This window comes from Flavobacterium arundinis (assembly GCF_038289855.1).
Lineage (GTDB): Bacteria > Bacteroidota > Bacteroidia > Flavobacteriales > Flavobacteriaceae > Flavobacterium > Flavobacterium arundinis.
Genome location: NZ_JBBYHR010000009.1, coordinates 24,100 through 42,330 on the forward strand (window position 1 = coordinate 24,100; position 18,231 = coordinate 42,330).

Sequence of the window (18,231 nt, forward strand, 5' to 3'; positions counted from 1 at the left end):
TAAAAAACCTCCCGAAGGAGGCTTGTAATTCTTAAAACTCAGCGTTCTGCGGTGTCCTTGGGAAAGGGATCACGTCGCGGATGTTGCCCATACCGGTTACAAACAATACCAGGCGCTCAAATCCAAGCCCGAAGCCGCTATGCACTGCCGTCCCGAAACGGCGGGTATCAAGATACCACCATAATTCTTTTTCGTCAATGCCAAGGTCCGCTATCTTTTGCTGCAGCACGTCCAGGCGCTCTTCCCTTTGCGAACCGCCCACGATCTCGCCAATGCCTGGGAACAATATGTCCATCGCACGAACGGTTTGCCTGTTCTGTGGCGCATCATCGTTAAGCCTCATGTAGAAAGCCTTGATCTTTGCAGGGTAATCATAAAGGATCACCGGGCATTTGAAGTGTTTTTCAACAAGGAAACGCTCGTGCTCACTTTGCAGGTCGGCGCCCCATTCCTCAATGATATAGTTGAATTTCTTGTTCTTGTTCGGTTTGCTGTTCTTCAGGATGTCGATAGCCTCGGTATAGCTCACGCGTTTGAAGTTGTTCTCTAATACGAATTGCAGTTTTTCCAAAAGCCCCATTTCGCTGCGTTCGGCAGTAGGCTTTTGCTTCTCCTCATCGGCAAGGCGCTGGTTCAGGAAGGCAAGGTCGTCCTGGCAGCGGTCCATCGCATATTTTATAACGTATTGGATGAAATCTTCAGCAAGGTCCATGTTGGCATCCAGGTCGTTGAAAGCCACTTCCGGCTCTACCATCCAGAATTCAGCAAGGTGACGTGAGGTGTTACTGTTCTCCGCACGGAAAGTAGGGCCAAAAGTATATACCTGTCCAAGCGCCATAGCATACGTCTCTGCTTCAAGCTGCCCCGATACGGTAAGGTTAGTTTCCTTACCAAAGAAATCCTCTTTTTGTTTATTTAAATCAAATGAATTAAAAAAAGCAAAAGTTGTTAGTGTGATTGTCTTTGGTTTACGTTTTCTTTTAAAATTCCAATTATTCTGTTTACAAACGAATTTAATTTCACGTTCGAGTGAATTAAATACCTTATTGTATGAGTCAGAACTATCTAGTTTAGATACTATTTTTTTAAAAACATCCGAATTATTAATTTGATTTAATTGCGCTTTAGAAAATTTAAATTTTAAATCTTGAAGTTGATTAGGTTTTAAAATAAGAATATCTTCAAAACTAATGTTTTCAGAAAATTCATTTAATAAGGTATTTAAGGATTCTAAATGTTCAAAACCTACGATGTTTTTAAAATTGGTTATATATTGAGTAATTAATCCCTGAAATTTAGATAAATTAGTTTTTGATTCAAAATCAATCTTTTCGAACATTTTCCCGTGAAATATAGGTAAAGTTGTAACATGAAACATTTCCCCTGCGCCTTCAGCATCGCTACCAGTAATGATAGGTGTGTTCACGTATACGAAACCTTTTTCCTGGAAGTATTGGTGTATGGCAAATGACAGCACCGAACGCACCCTCATGATAGCTCCAAAAGCATTGGTACGTACACGGAGGTGTGCATTTTCCCTCAAAAATTCAAGGGAATGCTTTTTAGGCTGCATCGGAAATTTCTCCGGGTCGCTGTCGCCCAGGATCTCAAAGCTTTTTACCTGTATCTCATATTTCTGGCCTGCACCCTGGCTTGGTATTAAATTTCCTTTTATGGAAAGCGCAGCACCTGTAGTGATCCTTTTCAGTGTTTCGGCAGGTGTATTCTCAAAATCCACCACGCACTGTATAGTATTTATCGTTGAGCCATCGTTAAGGGCTATGAACTGGTTATTCCTGAAAGTCCTTACCCATCCTTTTACTAATACATCATCAAGCGGCTTTGCGCTGTTCAGCAGGTCTTTAACTTTGGTATGCTTCATTTTTAAAAAATTTAGTCTTTGTTTTTCGGAAACACAGCGCTATTTGCGCAAATGCCTGCAAATGTAGTAAAAAGCATAAAAAGAGCGAAATGTGTTTTGCCACGAATTGCACTAATTTTCACAAATTTCCTGTCCTCTCGCTAGATGATGGCTATCTTTGCAAAAATTATTAAAATGAACTGGACACTCCTCATTATAGCCGGATTATTCGAGGTTGGATTTGCTTCCTGCCTTGGTAAAGCCAAAGAAGCCACAGGTGCTGCCTATAACTATTGGATGGGGGGATTTCTCCTGTGCCTTACAATCAGCATGGCGTTGCTGTACAAGGCTACGCAGACATTGCCGATAGGTACGGCTTATGCAGTATGGACAGGCGTAGGCGCGGTGGGTACAGTACTTGTCGGTATCTTTATTTTTAAGGAGCCATCCGATTTCTGGAGGCTGTTTTTCCTGACTACATTAATTGCTTCAATTGTGGGATTGAAGTTTGTGACGCATTAAAACAAATTCAGCACGAACGATACCTTAACCGATATATTCCTGTCGAAATAGGGCAGGTGGTAAGGGCCGTACCGATAGAAAGCCGATAGCCCGAGTCCCTTAAATATCTCGTTGAATTCCAGCCCGCTTTCATAATAGCCTTTTTCGAGGGTGTTGTATTGCAGCCCAACATGATCTTCTTTATGGTTCATGTTACCCCACGCGAAACGGGTTACCAGCATGGGCGACAGCTTGAGGCTGCGGAAGATGGTAAATCTTGTAAGGCCATGCTTTAGCTGTACCATCATATATTGGCTGGAAAAGAATTCGTTGAAATACATGGTCTCGAAACTGTTTTTGCCGGCAAGGGTAATGCGTTCCAGTACACCGTCTTTATCCAGGTTGTTCGGCGAGGTACTGTACAGGTGTGTCAAAGGTGTATTTCCTACCGCAACCCCGGTTTGAATAAGTGCCGATGTCTTTTGGCCGTTAAGGTATTTCTGCTCAAATTCTCCCCTGAAGTCGATTTTGCCAAAAGTAAAGTCGCTATCAAGAAGCCCGGCAACCGACTGGGTATATTGGAATGCAAATTTCGGGAAGCGTTTTTCAATTTCAAGTCTTCCGTTCGGGGTTTGCATAAAATCACTGAAAGGGTTCCATTGCAATGCGACAGATGCCGTGGTGAGATGAAAAACAGAAAACGGATCGCCATTCGGGGCGTATGTATAGTTAAATTTCGGGTCGATACGGCTGCGGGTAAGCTGCCATACACTTTCGGTCTTCGGAATTATTTTTGTTTCAATATATCCCTGCCATGTTTGGTGGTTGTAGAAGGTGGAGATATTTATCGGGCGTGGATCGTATATTTTAAAGACCCTTTTATCAGTGGCAAAAGAGGTACTCGCAATTTCTTTTACATCATCTGTGTAGGAGCCGCCTATCCATGAATTCGAGAAGTTGCCCAGCCTTAAAGCTCCGCCCACGCTATATTTAAACTGGCCATCTTTCGTACCATAAGCACCATAACCGTTCATGCGGAAAATTTCGGAAAATTTATCATTGGTCACCCCGCCGAGGCCCACACGGAAGCCTTCGTAGTTGTTGTATTTAATAATCTGGCGAAGGTCGATATCAACAAAACCTACCGGCAAATAACCATTAACTATTTTCCTGCCAAGGATGATCCGCTGCTCCCAGTTGTCCTTTGCCACTATACTATCCAGGGCTACATAGGTCTTTATACTTCTGGCATCAAGAGTATCACGGCGGAAAGTATTCCAGTATTCCTCCGGTCGGTTGGTGGCCTGGTCCTGTATTTCGATGGCTACTGCAGTGCGTCTTATCGTAAGTGGTATGTTGAATTCCTTATCAAAGTTAGACGATTCAGAAAGCAGGTACACAAAATCCGAAGGCTCTTTTTCACGCCCTTTTTTGCTGCTGGTTACCGCGTCAAACTTTATGGTTTCGCCCAATATCTTAATGTCTTCTTTGTTGTTGCCCTTTACAATCTGCAATATCTTTTTATCAGGGAACCAAAGCTGTTGGTCTTTTTCGTAGGTAAAATAATGTGTTGAGGTAATATCTAGCATATTCCTTACCCGAAGCACTGCCTTTGCCACACCATACGTTTCGCTGTCTATATAGAGAATCCCTTTCAGTTTCTTTTTGCTGTTGCGCTTAGGGATGAAATAAACCATATAGGTGCTCCGGTTATCAATAGTAACCGTATCGAGTATCCTGTAGTTGTATTGTAACAGTGCATCTTTCGCAAGGGGCCCGGCATATTTTGTTTCGAAAAGGTCGATCTTGTCAGTATACACCGAATAGGATTGCAGCTTGAGGCCAATGAATTCGTACAGTGGTTTTTTAAAGCCTGCCATACGTGTCGCCAAAACCTCTTCTTTAAGGCCCTGCTCTTTATTGAATTTAAATTCAGATACCTTCTCAGTTTGGTAAAGGTGCTGCTTGTCGATTATCTTTTTGAATTTGAAACCTGCCGAATCGACTTTTTCAAACCGGCGCCCGATTCTTTCATAGGTAAATATAGAATCGATCTTCCCGCTTATTGAGTCGGGATTGGCGGTAATAATCAGCCTGTCGTAGGATTTGTATTTAAAGCTGCTGAGCTTTTGCTGCGGGTCGTTAATAGATTTCCGCCTGATAGCCCTGCCTATGATATCATTGGCAGGATTTGAAAAGTTTATTACAACTTCTTTCAGCTGCTCAGCATGCGGCTGTAGTTTTATCGTGTAAAATTTACGTTCAGCTGTGGGAGTAATTTTTTGCGATGTGAACCCTGTATAGCTTATGGTAACTACACCCGGCTGTGTGACTACAACTATGCCATCTATATCAGCGATCAAGCTTTTACCATTGGATTCGACGGTAGCAAAAGGGAGGGGGCTATTGTTTTCGGCATCTTTTACCGTAACCGTAATAGCGGTTTGAGCGCCAACGGATAAAGTGAAAAAGAAAAATAATAGTGTAAGGGTTTTCATGTGTTTTCCTAAAGAATTGTTCTTTAGTTTGGAAATCTTAGGATTACCAGGTTTCCATATCTTTTAGTAATTCTTCATGGGTCATGTAGCGTCCTTCTTCAATATCACTCATACCTTTATCGGCTTTTGCTTTATATTGTTCAAGGGTTAGCGGTTCTCCCAAAACAGTATAGGCAACTATTTCATCGGATTTCACTTCATCAAGAAAATCATCGTGTGATGTAGTGCGCCCTTCTCTTGCACCTTTCAGGCCTTCATTTACATGAGCCCTGTATGCATTTGCATCCAACGGTTCGGCAACACTACTATAGGCTGCCGTCCCATCTTCCGACTCCGCCTTCAAAGCAAGCAGTTTCTCAAACATAGCATTATCCCTAAGGTGCATTATCCAGTCCAGCAATTCCAGTTTTTTTGCGGCTATATCCATCGTGATTTGAATTGATATGTAAATATAACGACTTTTCCCATACTTTATGATATGAAAAAACCCCGATTTATCGGGGCTTGCATTATACTTTCATGATCTCTGCCTCTTTGTGAACCAGCAGTTCATCAATCTTTTTGATAAAGTTATCGGTAAGCTTCTGCACATCATCTTCTGCGCTTTTACAAACGTCCTCGCTCATGCCGTCCTTCTCCAGTTTTTTGATATCTGTGTTGGCATCCTTACGGGCGTTTCTTACGCCGACTTTAGCATCTTCCGCTTCGCCTTTAGCCTGTTTTACAAGGTCGCGCCTTCTTTCTTCGGTAAGTGCCGGAACGCTGATAATAATGTTATCACCATTGTTCATCGGGTTAAAACCCAGGTTAGCTATCATAATAGCCTTCTCTATTGGGTGGAGCATACTCTTTTCCCATGGGGTGATGGTTATGGTCCTTGCATCGGGAACATTGATGTTGGCCACCTGCGAAAGTGGTGTGGCCGCCCCATAATAATCTACCTTCACGCCACCCAGCATAGCAGGGCTTGCCTTGCCTGCACGGATGTTAAGGAATTCTTTTTCAAGGTGGGCCAAAGAGCCTTCCATTGATTCTTTTGTGCTGTCTAAAATAAAATCGATCTCTTCCATGATAATTCTTATCGGTAAAAATTAAACATTTACAGTAGTACCTACCAGTTCGCCTTCGCATATCCTTACCAGGTTGCCTGCTTTATTCATGTCGAAAACAATGATCGGCAGCTCGTTTTCCTGGCTAAGGGTGAAGGCTGTAGTGTCCATTACATTAAGGCCTTTTTTCAATACATCGTCAAAAGTGAGCGTATCATACTTTGTGGCAGTTGCGTCTTTTTCCGGGTCGGCGGTATAAATACCGTCCACACGCGTGCCTTTCAATATTACATCGGCATGCACTTCAACGCCTCTCAAAACGGCAGCGGTATCTGTAGTAAAGTACGGATTTCCGGTACCTGCGCCAAAGATTACGATGCGGCCTTTTTCAAGATGGCGCACAGCTCTTCTTTTAATATAAGGTTCGGCTATAGCTTCAATTTTTAAAGCGGTCTGCAGGCGGGTCGGCATACCGGCATCCTCAAGGGCGCCCTGTAGTGCCATGCCGTTTATCACGGTAGCCAGCATCCCCATATAATCGCCCTGTACCCTGTCCATACCGTTGCTCGCACCGGCCACACCCCTAAAGATGTTCCCGCCGCCTATCACAACTGCGATCTCTACGCCTTTATCGTGTATCTGCTTTATCTCGTTGGCATATTCGGCAAGCCTCTTTGGGTCAATGCCATATTGCCTGTCTCCCATAAGGGCTTCGCCGCTTAACTTCAACAGGATTCTCTTATATTTCATAGGGTGTATTTTGAATGGTGCAAATATAGTAATTAAAGTTTTTCGTAAAATAGAAATTTAACAATATGAAAAGTTGACCTCACCCCGGCCCTCTCCAAAGGAGAGGGAGGAGCTTCACTCGATTTCACTTGCCGATTTGACTCATTTTCTTTCGAAAGAATTTCGTATGAGTAAGCGCGTCATCGTTCCCCCTCTTTTGGAGGGGGATAGGGGGAAGCCTATATCAAATCTCCATACGACTTCTTTGCCGACTCATATCCGATATTGAATATTTCATCCATCTTGGCTTTGTTGGTCTCGAAAGTACTGTACAATGCCAGTTCGTCAGGACTAATAACCCAGTCGCACAGCGTAAATTTCTGCATGTTGCTATTGGCCGAAAGCAGGTCGTATGCCCTTGTGGTGACTGATTTTATGGATTTCAGGTCGGCTGCCTCAATCTTTTGGATGGGGCTCACATAGATACCGATTAGCGTTTCGCACCTGCCCTGTAGTATATCAGTAGGGAAGTGGTTGATAATCCCTCCGTCGCTATACAGTTTGCCATCAATCTCGTAAGGCGATATGATACCTGGAAATGCCGAAGAGGCTAATACGGCATCGGCAATTTTTGTCTCGGCACCAAATATCTTCAGTTTTCCCGATACAAGGTCGGTTGCGGTAAGGTGCATTTTATAGGGCATATCGCCAAGGGTGGCATCTTTGAATATAGTGGTGAAGTAGTCCCGGAAAGCCTCTGAATCAATGAAGCCTGCCTTGCGGAAAGTGAAGTGCTTCCAATGAAAAAAATAAATGGACTTGAAGAATTCCAGTATCTCTTCGGGCTTTTTGCCCCAGGCATACAGAGCCGACACTATGGCACCCGAACTGGTTCCTGCTATCTGGGTTGGGACAATGCCCGCTTCATCAAAAAATTTAAGTACACCCGCATGGGCAATGCCTTTAGAGCCGCCCCCCGAAAGAATGAGGCCTATAGTGCTTCCGTCAAATTTCATTTGTAAGGTATTAACCTGACTAAATTACAGTTTTTTGCCGTATGGCTCTCTTTTTGCAGGAATAAAGTATCGTTAATTTGACACATAACTATGAATGTACGAATCGAACAAAGCTTAGCAAACAGCTATAGCTACGCCGAATATAGAAACCATGTATCGCAACTGCTTCTCGAAGGGCTTTCTACAGGCGCTACCCAAAGCGAAGACCTTACCCACTACAGCACACTGAATGAGGTGCGCATGAACCGTCTCGATAAGACCATTAAGATACCGCAGGAGGTACAGGAGAAACTCGGTGATCTAAAAAAAGAGCAGACCCTTTTGGTGATTTCCGAAGGCTGGTGTGGCGATGCAGCCCAGATACTGCCTGTACTAAACAAGCTTGCCGAAGCCACTGATAAATTGGAATTGCGCATTGTATTGCGTGATGATAATACGGAACTGATGGATAATTTCCTTACCAATGGTTCGCGCTCGATTCCAAAACTAATCCTGATCGAACCGGAAACAACTACTGTAAGGGGAAGCTGGGGGCCGAGGCCGCATGGTGCAGTACAGCTTATTTTGGATGCCAAAGAAAAGTTCGGGCATATCACCCCAGAAACCAAAGCCGACCTGCAAAAATGGTATTTACAGGACAAAGGAATAAGTACAATGGAGGAGGTTGTATTATTGCTGAACAATACCGAGAATATGTAAAGCTTTTAGCCACAGTCATATTTCGTCCCGCTCGGACTCAGCAGTGGAAGCCCCAGCGGGGCGGTATGTTTATAGAAATATTAAAAATGAGTGGCGTAGAACTCCGGAGGAGTGGTATGTGAATTATTCACAACTCTTCCGAATACTTATGTTTTAAATCTTTGGGGTCTTTTTATAAGAAGACACGAGGCCTGAAAACTGCGACTGTGACTTAAAACTATAAACTCCCTACCAGCTCAATCTTATCCGATACCGACATCCCACCCGGATTACACCCCGGCAGTCCTTCCGGAATCGGTTTGCTGATTGATTTATAGTATTCCACCCAGGCAGGGAAAAATTCATCAGTGCCGGGTTGTTTATACGTCATAGGGAAAAGTTCGAAGAAAGGCTTGTTTTTATTTGCCAATTTAAAAGCATCGTAAATAAGTTCGGAGCAATAATAGCTTCCGTTATCATATACATACTCATCGTCATAAGGCACGCCAACCTGCTTTAGCGAAAAAGTGATTGCTGTAGGTATCAGCTTCCTGTATTTATTTTTCAGGCGAAAAACCGGCATTGGCTTGTTGGTGTTCTTAGAGAATTTTTCAAGCGTTGAAAGCCTTACCGCGCTGCCTGCAGCCTCAATAATATATAAGGTGTCGTTGCGGAAATATACCATTCCCATGTGGCTGAAGTCATTGCCATTATAACCTTCGGTCACCGCTTCAATCGCATCACACAGCGCGCCGCAATCCATATCCTGGAAAATGAGGTCGCCGTCTTTCAGGAAATTTATGGAATCGCCTTCCGATTTTTGCGCGGAAACAACTGTTGTGAAAACTAAAAAAAGTAGTGCAAGATATCTCATAATCCAAAATTAGTAATTGCGACTCCAATACTAATGCTGCCCACATACTTATATTCATACAACGGAAAATCACTCGAACTGAAATCAAGGAAAATGGAACCTGTATTGTCAAAAATCAGCCCAAGCCTGTATTTTTGGTATGCTCCTGAAAGGTTGCCCCTGCCGAGCGCGTAGCTCCATCCATATCCCACCTGCATATATACATTGGTTTCCTCCCATATCTGCGGGGTAAAAAGGATGCTGCCATATACAGGTGCATACACTATTTTTTCGGTAGCGATCCAGTCAATGCCTGTGTTTGCGCTGACGCCTATCCACGATTTAAGGTGTACACCGAAGCCTATATTGGCGCTGAGCCCATCCGGAATTACATAATCCAGTACAGATGGTTTATATTCTTCACCTCTGGCTGCATAATCTTCCTGTATTTCATCACTATATGGATTGGCACGTACAGGTACAGATATAGAGATTTGCCCGAACAAGAATTCCGGTGCCACTTTATCGTCAGGATTGGAGTGGGTAATAAATACGGTTTCCTTTTTTTCATCGTCCTGCGCACTGCAGTAAAAAGATACTATAAGTAAAAGACAGCTAACAACAGTTTTGAAGTTATATGCCATTGACGGTCAGTTTAAGCAGGGTGGTTTTCAATGCCATTTTCAAAAGCTTCAGGTGATATAGCATCTTCAACGGAAAATGCACCAATTTTCGTACGTCGCAATGCTGTTAAATGCGCTCCTGATTTAAGTGCCAATCCAAAGTCGTACGCCAGTGACCTTATATAAGTTCCTTTGCTGCACACCACCCTGAAATCCACTTCGGGTAATGCAATGCGGGTAATTTCAAATTCATGAATGGTGGTCTTGCGGAATGCAATCTCTACTTCTTCGCCTTTTCGGGCATGTTCGTACAGGCGTTTGCCGTCTTTTTTAATGGCCGAAAACACAGGAGGCTTTTGGTCAATTTCACCTATAAATTGCGGGAGCGTATCGTGGATAAGCTTTTCATCAATATGATCGGTTGGGAAGGTTGCATTCACTTCGGTCTCCAGGTCGTAGGATGGGGTAGTAGCACCCAGGTAAAATGTGCCGGTATATTCTTTTTCCATGCCCTGCAATTCAGAGATGCGCTTTGTGAATTTCCCTGTGCAGACAATCAGGAGGCCGGTAGCCAACGGATCCAGCGTGCCGGCGTGGCCCACCTTTATTTTTTTGAGGCCAAGGTGCTTTTTCAGGCTCCACTTGACTTTATTCACTGCCTGGAAAGAGCTCCAGTGCAATGGCTTATCTATAAGGACTACTTTTCCTTCCTGGAAATCTTCGGGTGTGGCCAATGGGATCTTATTTATACATTGTAAAATAGGCCAATAGTGCCGATCCTGCTACGATCCTGTACCAGCCCCACGGTTTGAAGCCGTATTTTTTGATAACGCCAATAAAGCCTTTGATAGCAATAATAGCGACTACAAACGCGATGATATTGCCTATAGCGAACATCTTTAAGTTATCGCCCTGCATTAAAAGCTCATAGCCTTTTTCGCTGGCTTTTCCGTATTCTTTCAGGAAAATGGAATAAGTGGTCACGGCAAGCATGGTAGGCACGGCAAGGAAAAAGGAGAATTCGGCTGCTGCCTTGCGGGTAAGCCCCTGCTGCATACCCCCGATGATGGAAGCTGCCGCACGGCTGGTGCCCGGCATCATGGCAAGGCATTGCCAAAACCCGATAGTGATCGCTTTTTTAACCGAAATATCTTCTTCTTTAAAGACTTTTGGTTCTTTAAAATAATTGTCGACAAACAACAGCACAATTCCGCCTACAATAAGCACTATCGCAATAGGTATAGGGTTGCCTAGTACTTCTTCAATCATATCGTCGAACAGTTTGCCTAACAGCAATGCCGGAATTACGGCAAGGGCAAGCTTTAAATAAAAGCTGAATTTGCTAAAATCAAAAAACTTACGCCAGTATAACGCTACTACCGCAAGGATGGCACCGAATTGTATGGATACCTGGAACAGCTTTACAAAAGGATCGTCCTGTATGCCATAGTAGGAGCTGGCAAAAACCATATGTGCGGTGGAAGAAATAGGCAGGTATTCAGTAAGGCCCTCAATAATGGCAATAATGATCGACTGGATAAAATCCATTTATTTTTTCTTTTTGGTGGTAAAATTCTTGATCGGCTGGTCTTCTACAAGCCTGTCGTTAGACGGTGCAGGCTGTCCGGCTTTACTGTCTTCTTTTAAAATAGCGGTTGGAGTACCTGCCGGATTTTTCAGTATCGCATAAATGGTAATACCGAATCCAATAAGTACAACCGTTGGCGCAAGCCGTATCCTCCTGAAGTTGAAAATAGCATCGCTGAACACTTTCGGGTCATCGCTGCCGCCGCCCGCCATCAGGATAAAACCAAGGGCAATAACGCCAATGCCTATAAGCAGTATCGTATAATTTACCTTCTCAAAAAGGAAATGGGTTTTTATTTCGTTGTTATTCATTGTTTCAGGTTTAAAGTTTCAGGGTTTTTGACCGTTCCCTGCGTTTGTTATTTGATGCTTGTCATTTGGAATTTTAATAAAGGTCATCTGTTCTCAAGTTCAAAAACCTTTGCGTGGCAAAAAACGTGCTTATCGCGGCAATGATGATCCCAAAAACCAGTACGCCTGCCAGCACGATTGCCGTAGGGATCCAGTCTTCCCAGATATGCAGCGCCGGGAATTCTCCATCAAGCCAGTAAACGATATACACTAAAGCGAGGATAGCAAGGATAGACCCTATAAAGCCCAGCCTCATGCCTTTCCAAACATAAGGCTTACGGATAAACGATTTTGTTGCGCCCACCATTTGCATGGTTTTGATGGTAAAACGGTGCGAGTAGATAGATAGCCTTAGTGCGCTGTTGATAAGCAGCATCGCAATGATGGCCAGCACCCCGCTGACGATCAGTATCCAAAACGTGATCTTCTGTATGTTCTCGTTGGCCATGCCTACCAGTGTGCTGTCGTAACTCACATCACCCACGATCGGGTTGGTACGCAGTTTTATTTCAATTTCCTTGATGCTGTCGGGCTGCACATAGCCGCCTTTCAGGTGGATGTCGTAGGAGTCAAGCAAGGGGTTGTTATCCAGAAGGGTTTCGTAGTCGCCTACGATATCCGGATTGTTTTTGGCAGCCTCTTCCTTGGAAACATATACCTGGTCTTTGATGAATGCCGAGTTTTTCAGTTCGGTGCCAAAAATCTGTTTGAGGCTGTCGGGCACATCCCTTTTAAAATAGACCGTTAGCGGAATGTTCTCCTTTACATGGCTCGATATCTTATCGGTATTGATCACGAAAAGTCCCAGTGTACCCAAAAGGGTAAGCACGATGAAAATGCAGAGTATTACCGAAAAATAAGAGGTGATAACGCGCCTTTTCTGGAATTTTTCAAAAGATGATGCCATAGGTTCTATTTTAGCGGTAAAAATAAATAAAGAATTTGTAACTATCTGCATTTTTTAAGAATAACTGACCGTCTAAAAGCACTATATAAGGACAATTTTTTAACCACATAGAAACATAGGTTTTTAATGGCCCAGTAATTAGGTGCTAATAGCACACAGAGTTTGAAGCGTCGCTTCGCTATGTGCAGTTATGTTTCTTCAAAGTCTAAATTCAAGGCTAAGAGCTATGTTTCTATATGGTTAAATTAATAATAGTTTATAACGGGCAAAGTTTTGACTTTCGTACAATAAGCGTAAATTTGCGTTCCGCAAGGTGCTTAGGCACTGAGGTGCTGAGGTGATTAGACACAACCCTGTCCTAAGTCACTAAGGTACTCAGAAACTAAGAACCTCAGAACCTAAGAACCTTTTCAGAAAAAATGAGATACAACCCGAATGAAATTGAAGCCCGCTGGCAAAAATACTGGGCAGAGAACGGCACTTTCCGCGCCGAAGACACAAGCGATAAACCCAAGTACTATGTGCTTGATATGTTCCCGTACCCATCAGGAGCGGGGCTGCATGTCGGCCACCCGCTGGGCTACATTGCCAGTGATATTTATACCCGCTACAAACGCCACAAAGGCTTTAACGTACTCCATCCGCAGGGCTACGACAGCTTTGGCCTTCCGGCAGAGCAGTATGCTATCCAGACCGGACAGCACCCTGCCATCACCACCGAAGCGAACATTGCCCGCTACAGGCAGCAGCTCGACCGCATCGGCTTCTCATTCGACTGGGACCGTGAAGTGCGCACCTCCAACCCCGAATACTACAAATGGACACAATGGATATTCATCCAATTGTTCAACTCATGGTACAATAAAGATACCGACAAAGCCGAGAGCATCTGCACACTTATCGCAGAATTTGAAGCCAACGGCAATGCTAGTGTCAATGCCGTTAGCGATGACAATATTGCCGTCTTCACTCCCGATGCCTGGAAAGGGTACAGCAAAGAAGAGCAGGAGCGCATCCTGTTAAAATACCGCCTTACGTACCTTGCGGAAACAGAAGTGAACTGGTGCCCGCAACTCGGAACCGTACTTGCCAACGACGAAATAGTAAACGGCGTTTCCGAACGTGGCGGCTACCCCGTTATCCGCAAGAAAATGACGCAATGGAGCATGAGGATATCGGCCTACGCCGAAAGGCTATTGCAAGGCCTCGAAACCATCGACTGGACGGAATCTTTGAAAGAAAGCCAAAGGAACTGGATAGGGAAATCGGTGGGGGCGAGTGTGGTGTTTGATGTTATTCCATCAGACCTCACCCCCAGCCCCTCTCCGAATCATATCCTCCCCCCGGCCCCCTCCGAAGGAGGGGGAGACGGAACGCGTACTCACTCAGATTTGAAAGAAAGCCCAAAATATTTGACCGGAAATAGCGCTAATATCGTAGACCTATTGCACAATGCAAAGGTTATGCGTAAAGAATATACTGTTGCTGAAGGAGCTTTATGGGAAGAACTACGAAGGAATAATTTAGGTGTCAGATTCAGGAGACAACATCCGGTTGGGAACTTTATTCCTGATTTTGTTGCTCTTGAAAAGAGGCTTATTGTTGAGGTTGACGGCGGATACCATTACGAAGCGGAACAAGCCGAATTGGATGAAGCAAGGACACTCGAACTAGAACAAAAGCATTTATTTAAGGTACTTCGATTCTCGAATGAAGATGTGATGTATCATGTAAGTGATGTTATATCACAAATAAGGATAGCGCTGTCAAATCGCAAATCCTATAAAAATGCTGATAACGCAGAAGATATTTCAGATAACGATTTGCCTTCCCAGTCTCCCCCTCCTTCGGAGGGGGCCGGGGGGAGGATTCAAACCCCGGAGGTAAGGATTCAAGAGCCAGACGGCCTCGGCATCCGCGCTTTTTTCCGCGACATCTTTTCCGAAGTAGGCGAGGAAGAAGAAAGCCAATATAAAATAGAAGTATTCACGACCCGTCCTGATACCATATTTGGTGTGACATTCATGACACTGGCACCGGAGCATGAACTGGTAGCCAAAATAACAACCCCGGAGCAAAAAGCAGCTGTTGATGCCTATGTAGAAGCCACTGCAAAACGCAGCGAGCGCGACCGGATGTCTGATGTGAAGACGATATCGGGCGTGTTTACAGGGGCGTATGCCGAACATCCGTTTACAAAAGAACCGATACCCGTTTGGATAGGCGACTACGTACTGGCCGGTTACGGAACAGGCGCTGTTATGGCCGTGCCTGCGGGTGACCAACGGGATTACGACTTTGCAAAACATTTCGGGATCGAAATAAAAAATATCTTCGATGATGTGGATATTTCCGAAGAGGCCTATGGTTCCAAGGACAATGTCAAGCTGATGAATTCCGATTTCCTTGATGGAATGGGTTATAAGGAGGCGACCAAAAAAGCCATTGCGGCATTAGAAGGCATCCAGCAGGGAAAGGGCAAAACCAATTACCGCCTGCGCGATGCGGTGTTCAGCCGCCAGAGGTATTGGGGCGAACCGTTCCCGGTATATTACGTGAACGGTATGCCGCAGATGATCGACAAAGCACACTTACCGATACGCCTTCCCGAAGTGGAAAAATATCTCCCAACAGAAGACGGGCAGCCGCCATTAGGGAATTCCCGCGAATGGGCGTGGAGCACTGCTGAAAACAAAGTGGTTTCGAATGACCTGATTGATGATATAACGGTATTCCCATTAGAACTCAACACCATGCCGGGCTGGGCGGGAAGCTCATGGTACTGGCTGCGGTATATGGACCCGCACAATGATGATGAGATGGTGTCGGATAAAGCAGAAGCCTACTGGCAGGACGTCGATTTATATATTGGCGGAAGCGAGCACGCCACAGGCCACTTATTGTACAGCCGTTTCTGGAACAAGTTCTTAAAAGACAGGGGTTTTATTACTAAGGAAGAACCGTTTAAAAAGCTGATCAACCAGGGAATGATATTGGGGATGAGTGCAATCGTGTATCGAATTTCGGGAACTAATAAATATGTATCTAAAGGACTTAAAAAAGATTATGAAACAGAAGATTTGCATATTGATGTGAACATGGTAAATTCTTACGATGAAATAAATATTGAGGAATTAAGGCAATGGCAACCCCAGTTCAATGATGCAGAATTCATATTGGAGAATGGTAAATATATTGTAGGGCGCGAGGTTGAAAAAATGTCAAAGCGTTGGTATAATGTTGTCAACCCAGACGACATCTGTGAACAATATGGTGCCGATACACTTCGCCTGTACGAAATGTTCCTTGGTCCGTTAGAACAGGCCAAGCCATGGAACACTGCCGGTATTACGGGTGTTTCCGGGTTCCTGAAAAAGCTTTGGAAGTTGTATTTTGATGATAATGGACTTATCGTGACCGCTAACCCGGCCAGCGCTGACGCCCTGAAAATACTGCACCGTACCATCAAGAAAACACAGGAGGATATCGAGAACTTCTCGTTCAATACTTCGGTGAGTTCGTTTATGATTGCGGTGAATGAGCTTACAGCCATTAACTGCCATGAGCGTTCGATACTCGAGCCACTTGCTATCCTTATATCGCCCTATGCGCCGCATATTGCCGAGGAGCTTTGGCACCGACTTGGGCATCAGGGCAGCATTTCACAGGTGCCATTCCCGAAATTTAACCCGGAGCATTTGGTGGAAAGCAGCAAGGAATACCCGGTGTCGTTCAACGGCAAGATGCGCTTTAAGATCGAACTGCCGATGGACCTGTCGGTTGCCGAGATCGAAGCCGCGGTTATGGCCGACGAAAGGACCGTGCAGCACCTGAACGGCCAGCAGCCTAAGAAAGTGATCATAGTGCCCGGCAAGATTATAAATTTGGTGGGGTAACGTAATTCTATGTCATTCTGAACGGAATGCAATGAAGTGAAGAATCTCATTTATAAGAGATTCTTCCTTCGTCAGAATGACAACCCGATAAACTCCGGAGAGATGATTCTTTCCGGAGTTTTTGTTTTATAACGTTTCCGATCTCCACGATTACATATGCTATTTCGGCAGCAAAACCGTCAAATTGGCATTAACTATTCCTTATGAAACATTGGCGTACAATTTGATGATTCTATACTAAATCAATAAACGAGAAGAAAATGTACGGAGATATTTTGTATTGGATTATCCTGGGCGCTATTGCCCTGGTAAGTTTTGCCGTCAGCTCAAAGCTGAAAAGCAAATTTGAATATTACTCGAAAGTCCACCTGCGCAATAATATGAGCGGGGCAGAGATCGCACAGAAGATGTTGCAGGATAACGGTATTTATGACGTGCGGGTTATCTCAACTGCCGGGCGTTTGACCGACCACTACAACCCGGTCGATAAAACCGTAAACCTTAGCGAGGCAGTGTATAACCAACGGAATGCAGCGGCTGCAGCAGTTGCGGCCCACGAGGTAGGCCATGCGGTACAGCACGCCACCGCTTATAATATGCTGGCCTTTCGCTCTAAACTGGTGCCTGCAGTGAATGTGGCTTCTAACTTATCGCAGATACTTTTAGTATTAGGTATTGTGCTTGCAGCGGGCTCCGGGCTTGGCTTCGGGTTTTATATGGCTGTGGCGGGACTGGCGCTGTATGCTTTGACCACCGTGTTTACTTTCATTACCCTGCCTGTAGAATATGATGCCAGCAACCGTGCCCTGGCGTGGCTGAAGGGTAAAAATATGCTTACCCAACAGGAATATGCCGGCGCAGAAGATTCACTTAAATGGGCCGCGCGTACGTATGTTGTAGCTGCGATTGGTTCGCTTGCGATGCTTGTGTATTTTGGACTAAGGATATTCGGAGGTTCAAGGAATTAATTTCCGCAGCCCCCTAACCCCCGAAGGGGGAATTCCACGATTGCTAAATCGTTTTGAGTGGAGTTCCCCCTTCGGGGGTTAGGGGGCCTACAACTGTATCTGCCTTTCTATCTGCTGTTCCAGCGAGATAAAGGTTTCCGTGCGCGATACCCCGCTGATGGGCTGTATCTTGTGGTTGAGTAGCTGCATAAGGTGCTCGTTGTCACGGCATATAATCTTGATGAGGATAGACCAGTCTCCTGTAGTATAGTGGGATTCCAACACCTCGGGGATCTTGCGGAGCTCTTTCACAACTTCCGGATTGTTGGATGCTTTTTCGAGGTAAATGCCAACAAAGGCCATTGTGCTGTAACCTAACACTTTTGTATTGACGATAAACCGTGATCCTGCTATAACGCCGGCCTGTTCCAATTTACGCAACCGCTGGTGAATGGCTGCTCCGGATATGCCTATTTTAGCCGCTATCTGGAGGATAGGCTTCCGTGCATCTTCCATCAGGTAACGGAGTATTTCTTTGTCGATGCCGTCTATTTCTATTTGAAGGGAATTGATCTTCATGGGTTTTAATTTGTAACCAAATATAGAAATTCAATTTTAATATGAAATAAAGGCTTCTGTTTTAAATTTCACGCAAAGGCGCAAAGCCGCCAAGACTCAGGCCGGAAATTGTATGCGTTAAGGCGCAAAGTCTTGCGATGCAATATTTATTGGGTT

16 protein-coding genes and 1 pseudogene are annotated in these 18,231 nt (G+C 44.6%); 4 read left to right on the forward strand and 13 right to left on the reverse strand.

What is annotated here, in order from left to right; genetic code table 11:
• Nucleotides 1-31 precede the first annotated feature (31 nt).
• Nucleotides 32-1,882: an asparagine--tRNA ligase gene (gene asnS / locus AAEO56_RS14980; protein WP_341697874.1), complete on the reverse strand. Its 1,851-nt coding sequence runs from the start codon at nucleotides 1,880-1,882 to the stop codon at nucleotides 32-34.
• 174 nt (nucleotides 1,883-2,056) lie between these two features.
• Between asnS and AAEO56_RS14985 the strand changes: the two genes are divergently transcribed.
• Complete coding sequence (locus AAEO56_RS14985; protein WP_341697875.1) at nucleotides 2,057-2,383, forward strand: DMT family transporter; 327 nt, start codon at nucleotides 2,057-2,059, stop codon at nucleotides 2,381-2,383.
• On the opposite strand, the gene AAEO56_RS14990 is transcribed toward AAEO56_RS14985, so the two are convergent.
• From AAEO56_RS14990 to AAEO56_RS15010, 5 genes are all read right to left on the reverse strand, one after another.
• On the reverse strand, nucleotides 2,380-4,860 hold the full coding sequence (locus AAEO56_RS14990) for a DUF5686 family protein (protein WP_341697876.1): 2,481 nt from the start codon (nucleotides 4,858-4,860) through the stop codon (nucleotides 2,380-2,382). The two genes, AAEO56_RS14985 and AAEO56_RS14990, sit on opposite strands and share 4 nt — an antisense overlap.
• A 43-nt stretch (nucleotides 4,861-4,903) precedes the next feature.
• On the reverse strand, nucleotides 4,904-5,287 hold the full coding sequence (locus AAEO56_RS14995; RefSeq protein WP_341697877.1) for a hypothetical protein: 384 nt from the start codon (nucleotides 5,285-5,287) through the stop codon (nucleotides 4,904-4,906).
• A gap of 82 nt (nucleotides 5,288-5,369) precedes the next feature.
• Nucleotides 5,370-5,933, reverse strand: a complete 564-nt coding sequence (gene frr, locus AAEO56_RS15000) for a ribosome recycling factor (RefSeq protein ID WP_341698066.1) — start codon at nucleotides 5,931-5,933, stop codon at nucleotides 5,370-5,372.
• A gap of 18 nt (nucleotides 5,934-5,951) precedes the next feature.
• Nucleotides 5,952-6,659, reverse strand: a complete 708-nt coding sequence (gene pyrH / locus AAEO56_RS15005) for a UMP kinase (RefSeq protein ID WP_341697878.1) — start codon at nucleotides 6,657-6,659, stop codon at nucleotides 5,952-5,954.
• A gap of 218 nt (nucleotides 6,660-6,877) precedes the next feature.
• Nucleotides 6,878-7,654 (reverse strand): patatin-like phospholipase family protein, encoded by a 777-nt coding sequence (locus tag AAEO56_RS15010; RefSeq protein WP_341697879.1) that lies wholly within the window; start codon nucleotides 7,652-7,654, stop codon nucleotides 6,878-6,880.
• A gap of 90 nt (nucleotides 7,655-7,744) precedes the next feature.
• Between AAEO56_RS15010 and AAEO56_RS15015 the strand changes: the two genes are divergently transcribed.
• Entirely contained in the window at nucleotides 7,745-8,353 is a 609-nt protein-coding gene (locus tag AAEO56_RS15015) for a thioredoxin family protein (protein ID WP_341697880.1), read from the forward strand.
• 217 nt (nucleotides 8,354-8,570) lie between these two features.
• Here AAEO56_RS15015 and AAEO56_RS15020 read toward each other — a convergent pair whose 3' ends face one another.
• The 6 genes and pseudogenes from AAEO56_RS15020 to AAEO56_RS15045 all read right to left on the reverse strand — a co-directional run bounded on the left by AAEO56_RS15020 (nucleotide 8,571) and on the right by AAEO56_RS15045 (nucleotide 12,653).
• Nucleotides 8,571-9,206, reverse strand: a complete 636-nt coding sequence (locus AAEO56_RS15020) for a YiiX/YebB-like N1pC/P60 family cysteine hydrolase (protein ID WP_341697881.1) — start codon at nucleotides 9,204-9,206, stop codon at nucleotides 8,571-8,573.
• The gene (locus AAEO56_RS15025) at nucleotides 9,203-9,829 is read right to left on the reverse strand and encodes a hypothetical protein (RefSeq protein WP_341697882.1); all 627 of its coding nucleotides are present in this window, start codon (nucleotides 9,827-9,829) and stop codon (nucleotides 9,203-9,205) included. The genes AAEO56_RS15020 and AAEO56_RS15025 overlap by 4 nt, the downstream gene beginning before the upstream one ends.
• Nucleotides 9,830-9,840: 11 nt before the next feature.
• Nucleotides 9,841-10,542, reverse strand: coding sequence for a tRNA pseudouridine(55) synthase TruB (truB, locus tag AAEO56_RS15030; protein ID WP_407934967.1), 702 nt, complete (start codon nucleotides 10,540-10,542; stop codon nucleotides 9,841-9,843).
• A gap of 7 nt (nucleotides 10,543-10,549) precedes the next feature.
• Nucleotides 10,550-11,356, reverse strand: coding sequence for an undecaprenyl-diphosphate phosphatase (locus AAEO56_RS15035; RefSeq protein ID WP_341697883.1), 807 nt, complete (start codon nucleotides 11,354-11,356; stop codon nucleotides 10,550-10,552).
• Between the two features lie 120 nt (nucleotides 11,357-11,476).
• A pseudogene (locus AAEO56_RS15040) lies at nucleotides 11,477-11,707 on the reverse strand (DUF3098 domain-containing protein); the annotation flags it as partial.
• 73 nt (nucleotides 11,708-11,780) lie between these two features.
• Complete coding sequence (locus AAEO56_RS15045) at nucleotides 11,781-12,653, reverse strand: cell division protein FtsX (RefSeq protein WP_341697884.1); 873 nt, start codon at nucleotides 12,651-12,653, stop codon at nucleotides 11,781-11,783.
• Nucleotides 12,654-13,072: 419 nt separating this feature from the next.
• Here AAEO56_RS15045 and leuS point away from each other — a divergent pair, with 419 nt between their 5' ends.
• A complete protein-coding gene (leuS, locus tag AAEO56_RS15050; RefSeq protein ID WP_341697885.1) occupies nucleotides 13,073-16,549 on the forward strand; it encodes a leucine--tRNA ligase in 3,477 nt (1,158 codons plus the stop codon).
• A 260-nt stretch (nucleotides 16,550-16,809) separates the two neighbouring features.
• The gene (locus tag AAEO56_RS15055; protein ID WP_341697886.1) at nucleotides 16,810-17,517 is read left to right on the forward strand and encodes a zinc metallopeptidase; all 708 of its coding nucleotides are present in this window, start codon (nucleotides 16,810-16,812) and stop codon (nucleotides 17,515-17,517) included.
• Between the two features lie 87 nt (nucleotides 17,518-17,604).
• On the opposite strand, the gene AAEO56_RS15060 is transcribed toward AAEO56_RS15055, so the two are convergent.
• Nucleotides 17,605-18,075, reverse strand: coding sequence for an Lrp/AsnC ligand binding domain-containing protein (locus tag AAEO56_RS15060; protein ID WP_341697887.1), 471 nt, complete (start codon nucleotides 18,073-18,075; stop codon nucleotides 17,605-17,607).
• Nucleotides 18,076-18,231 lie beyond the last annotated feature (156 nt).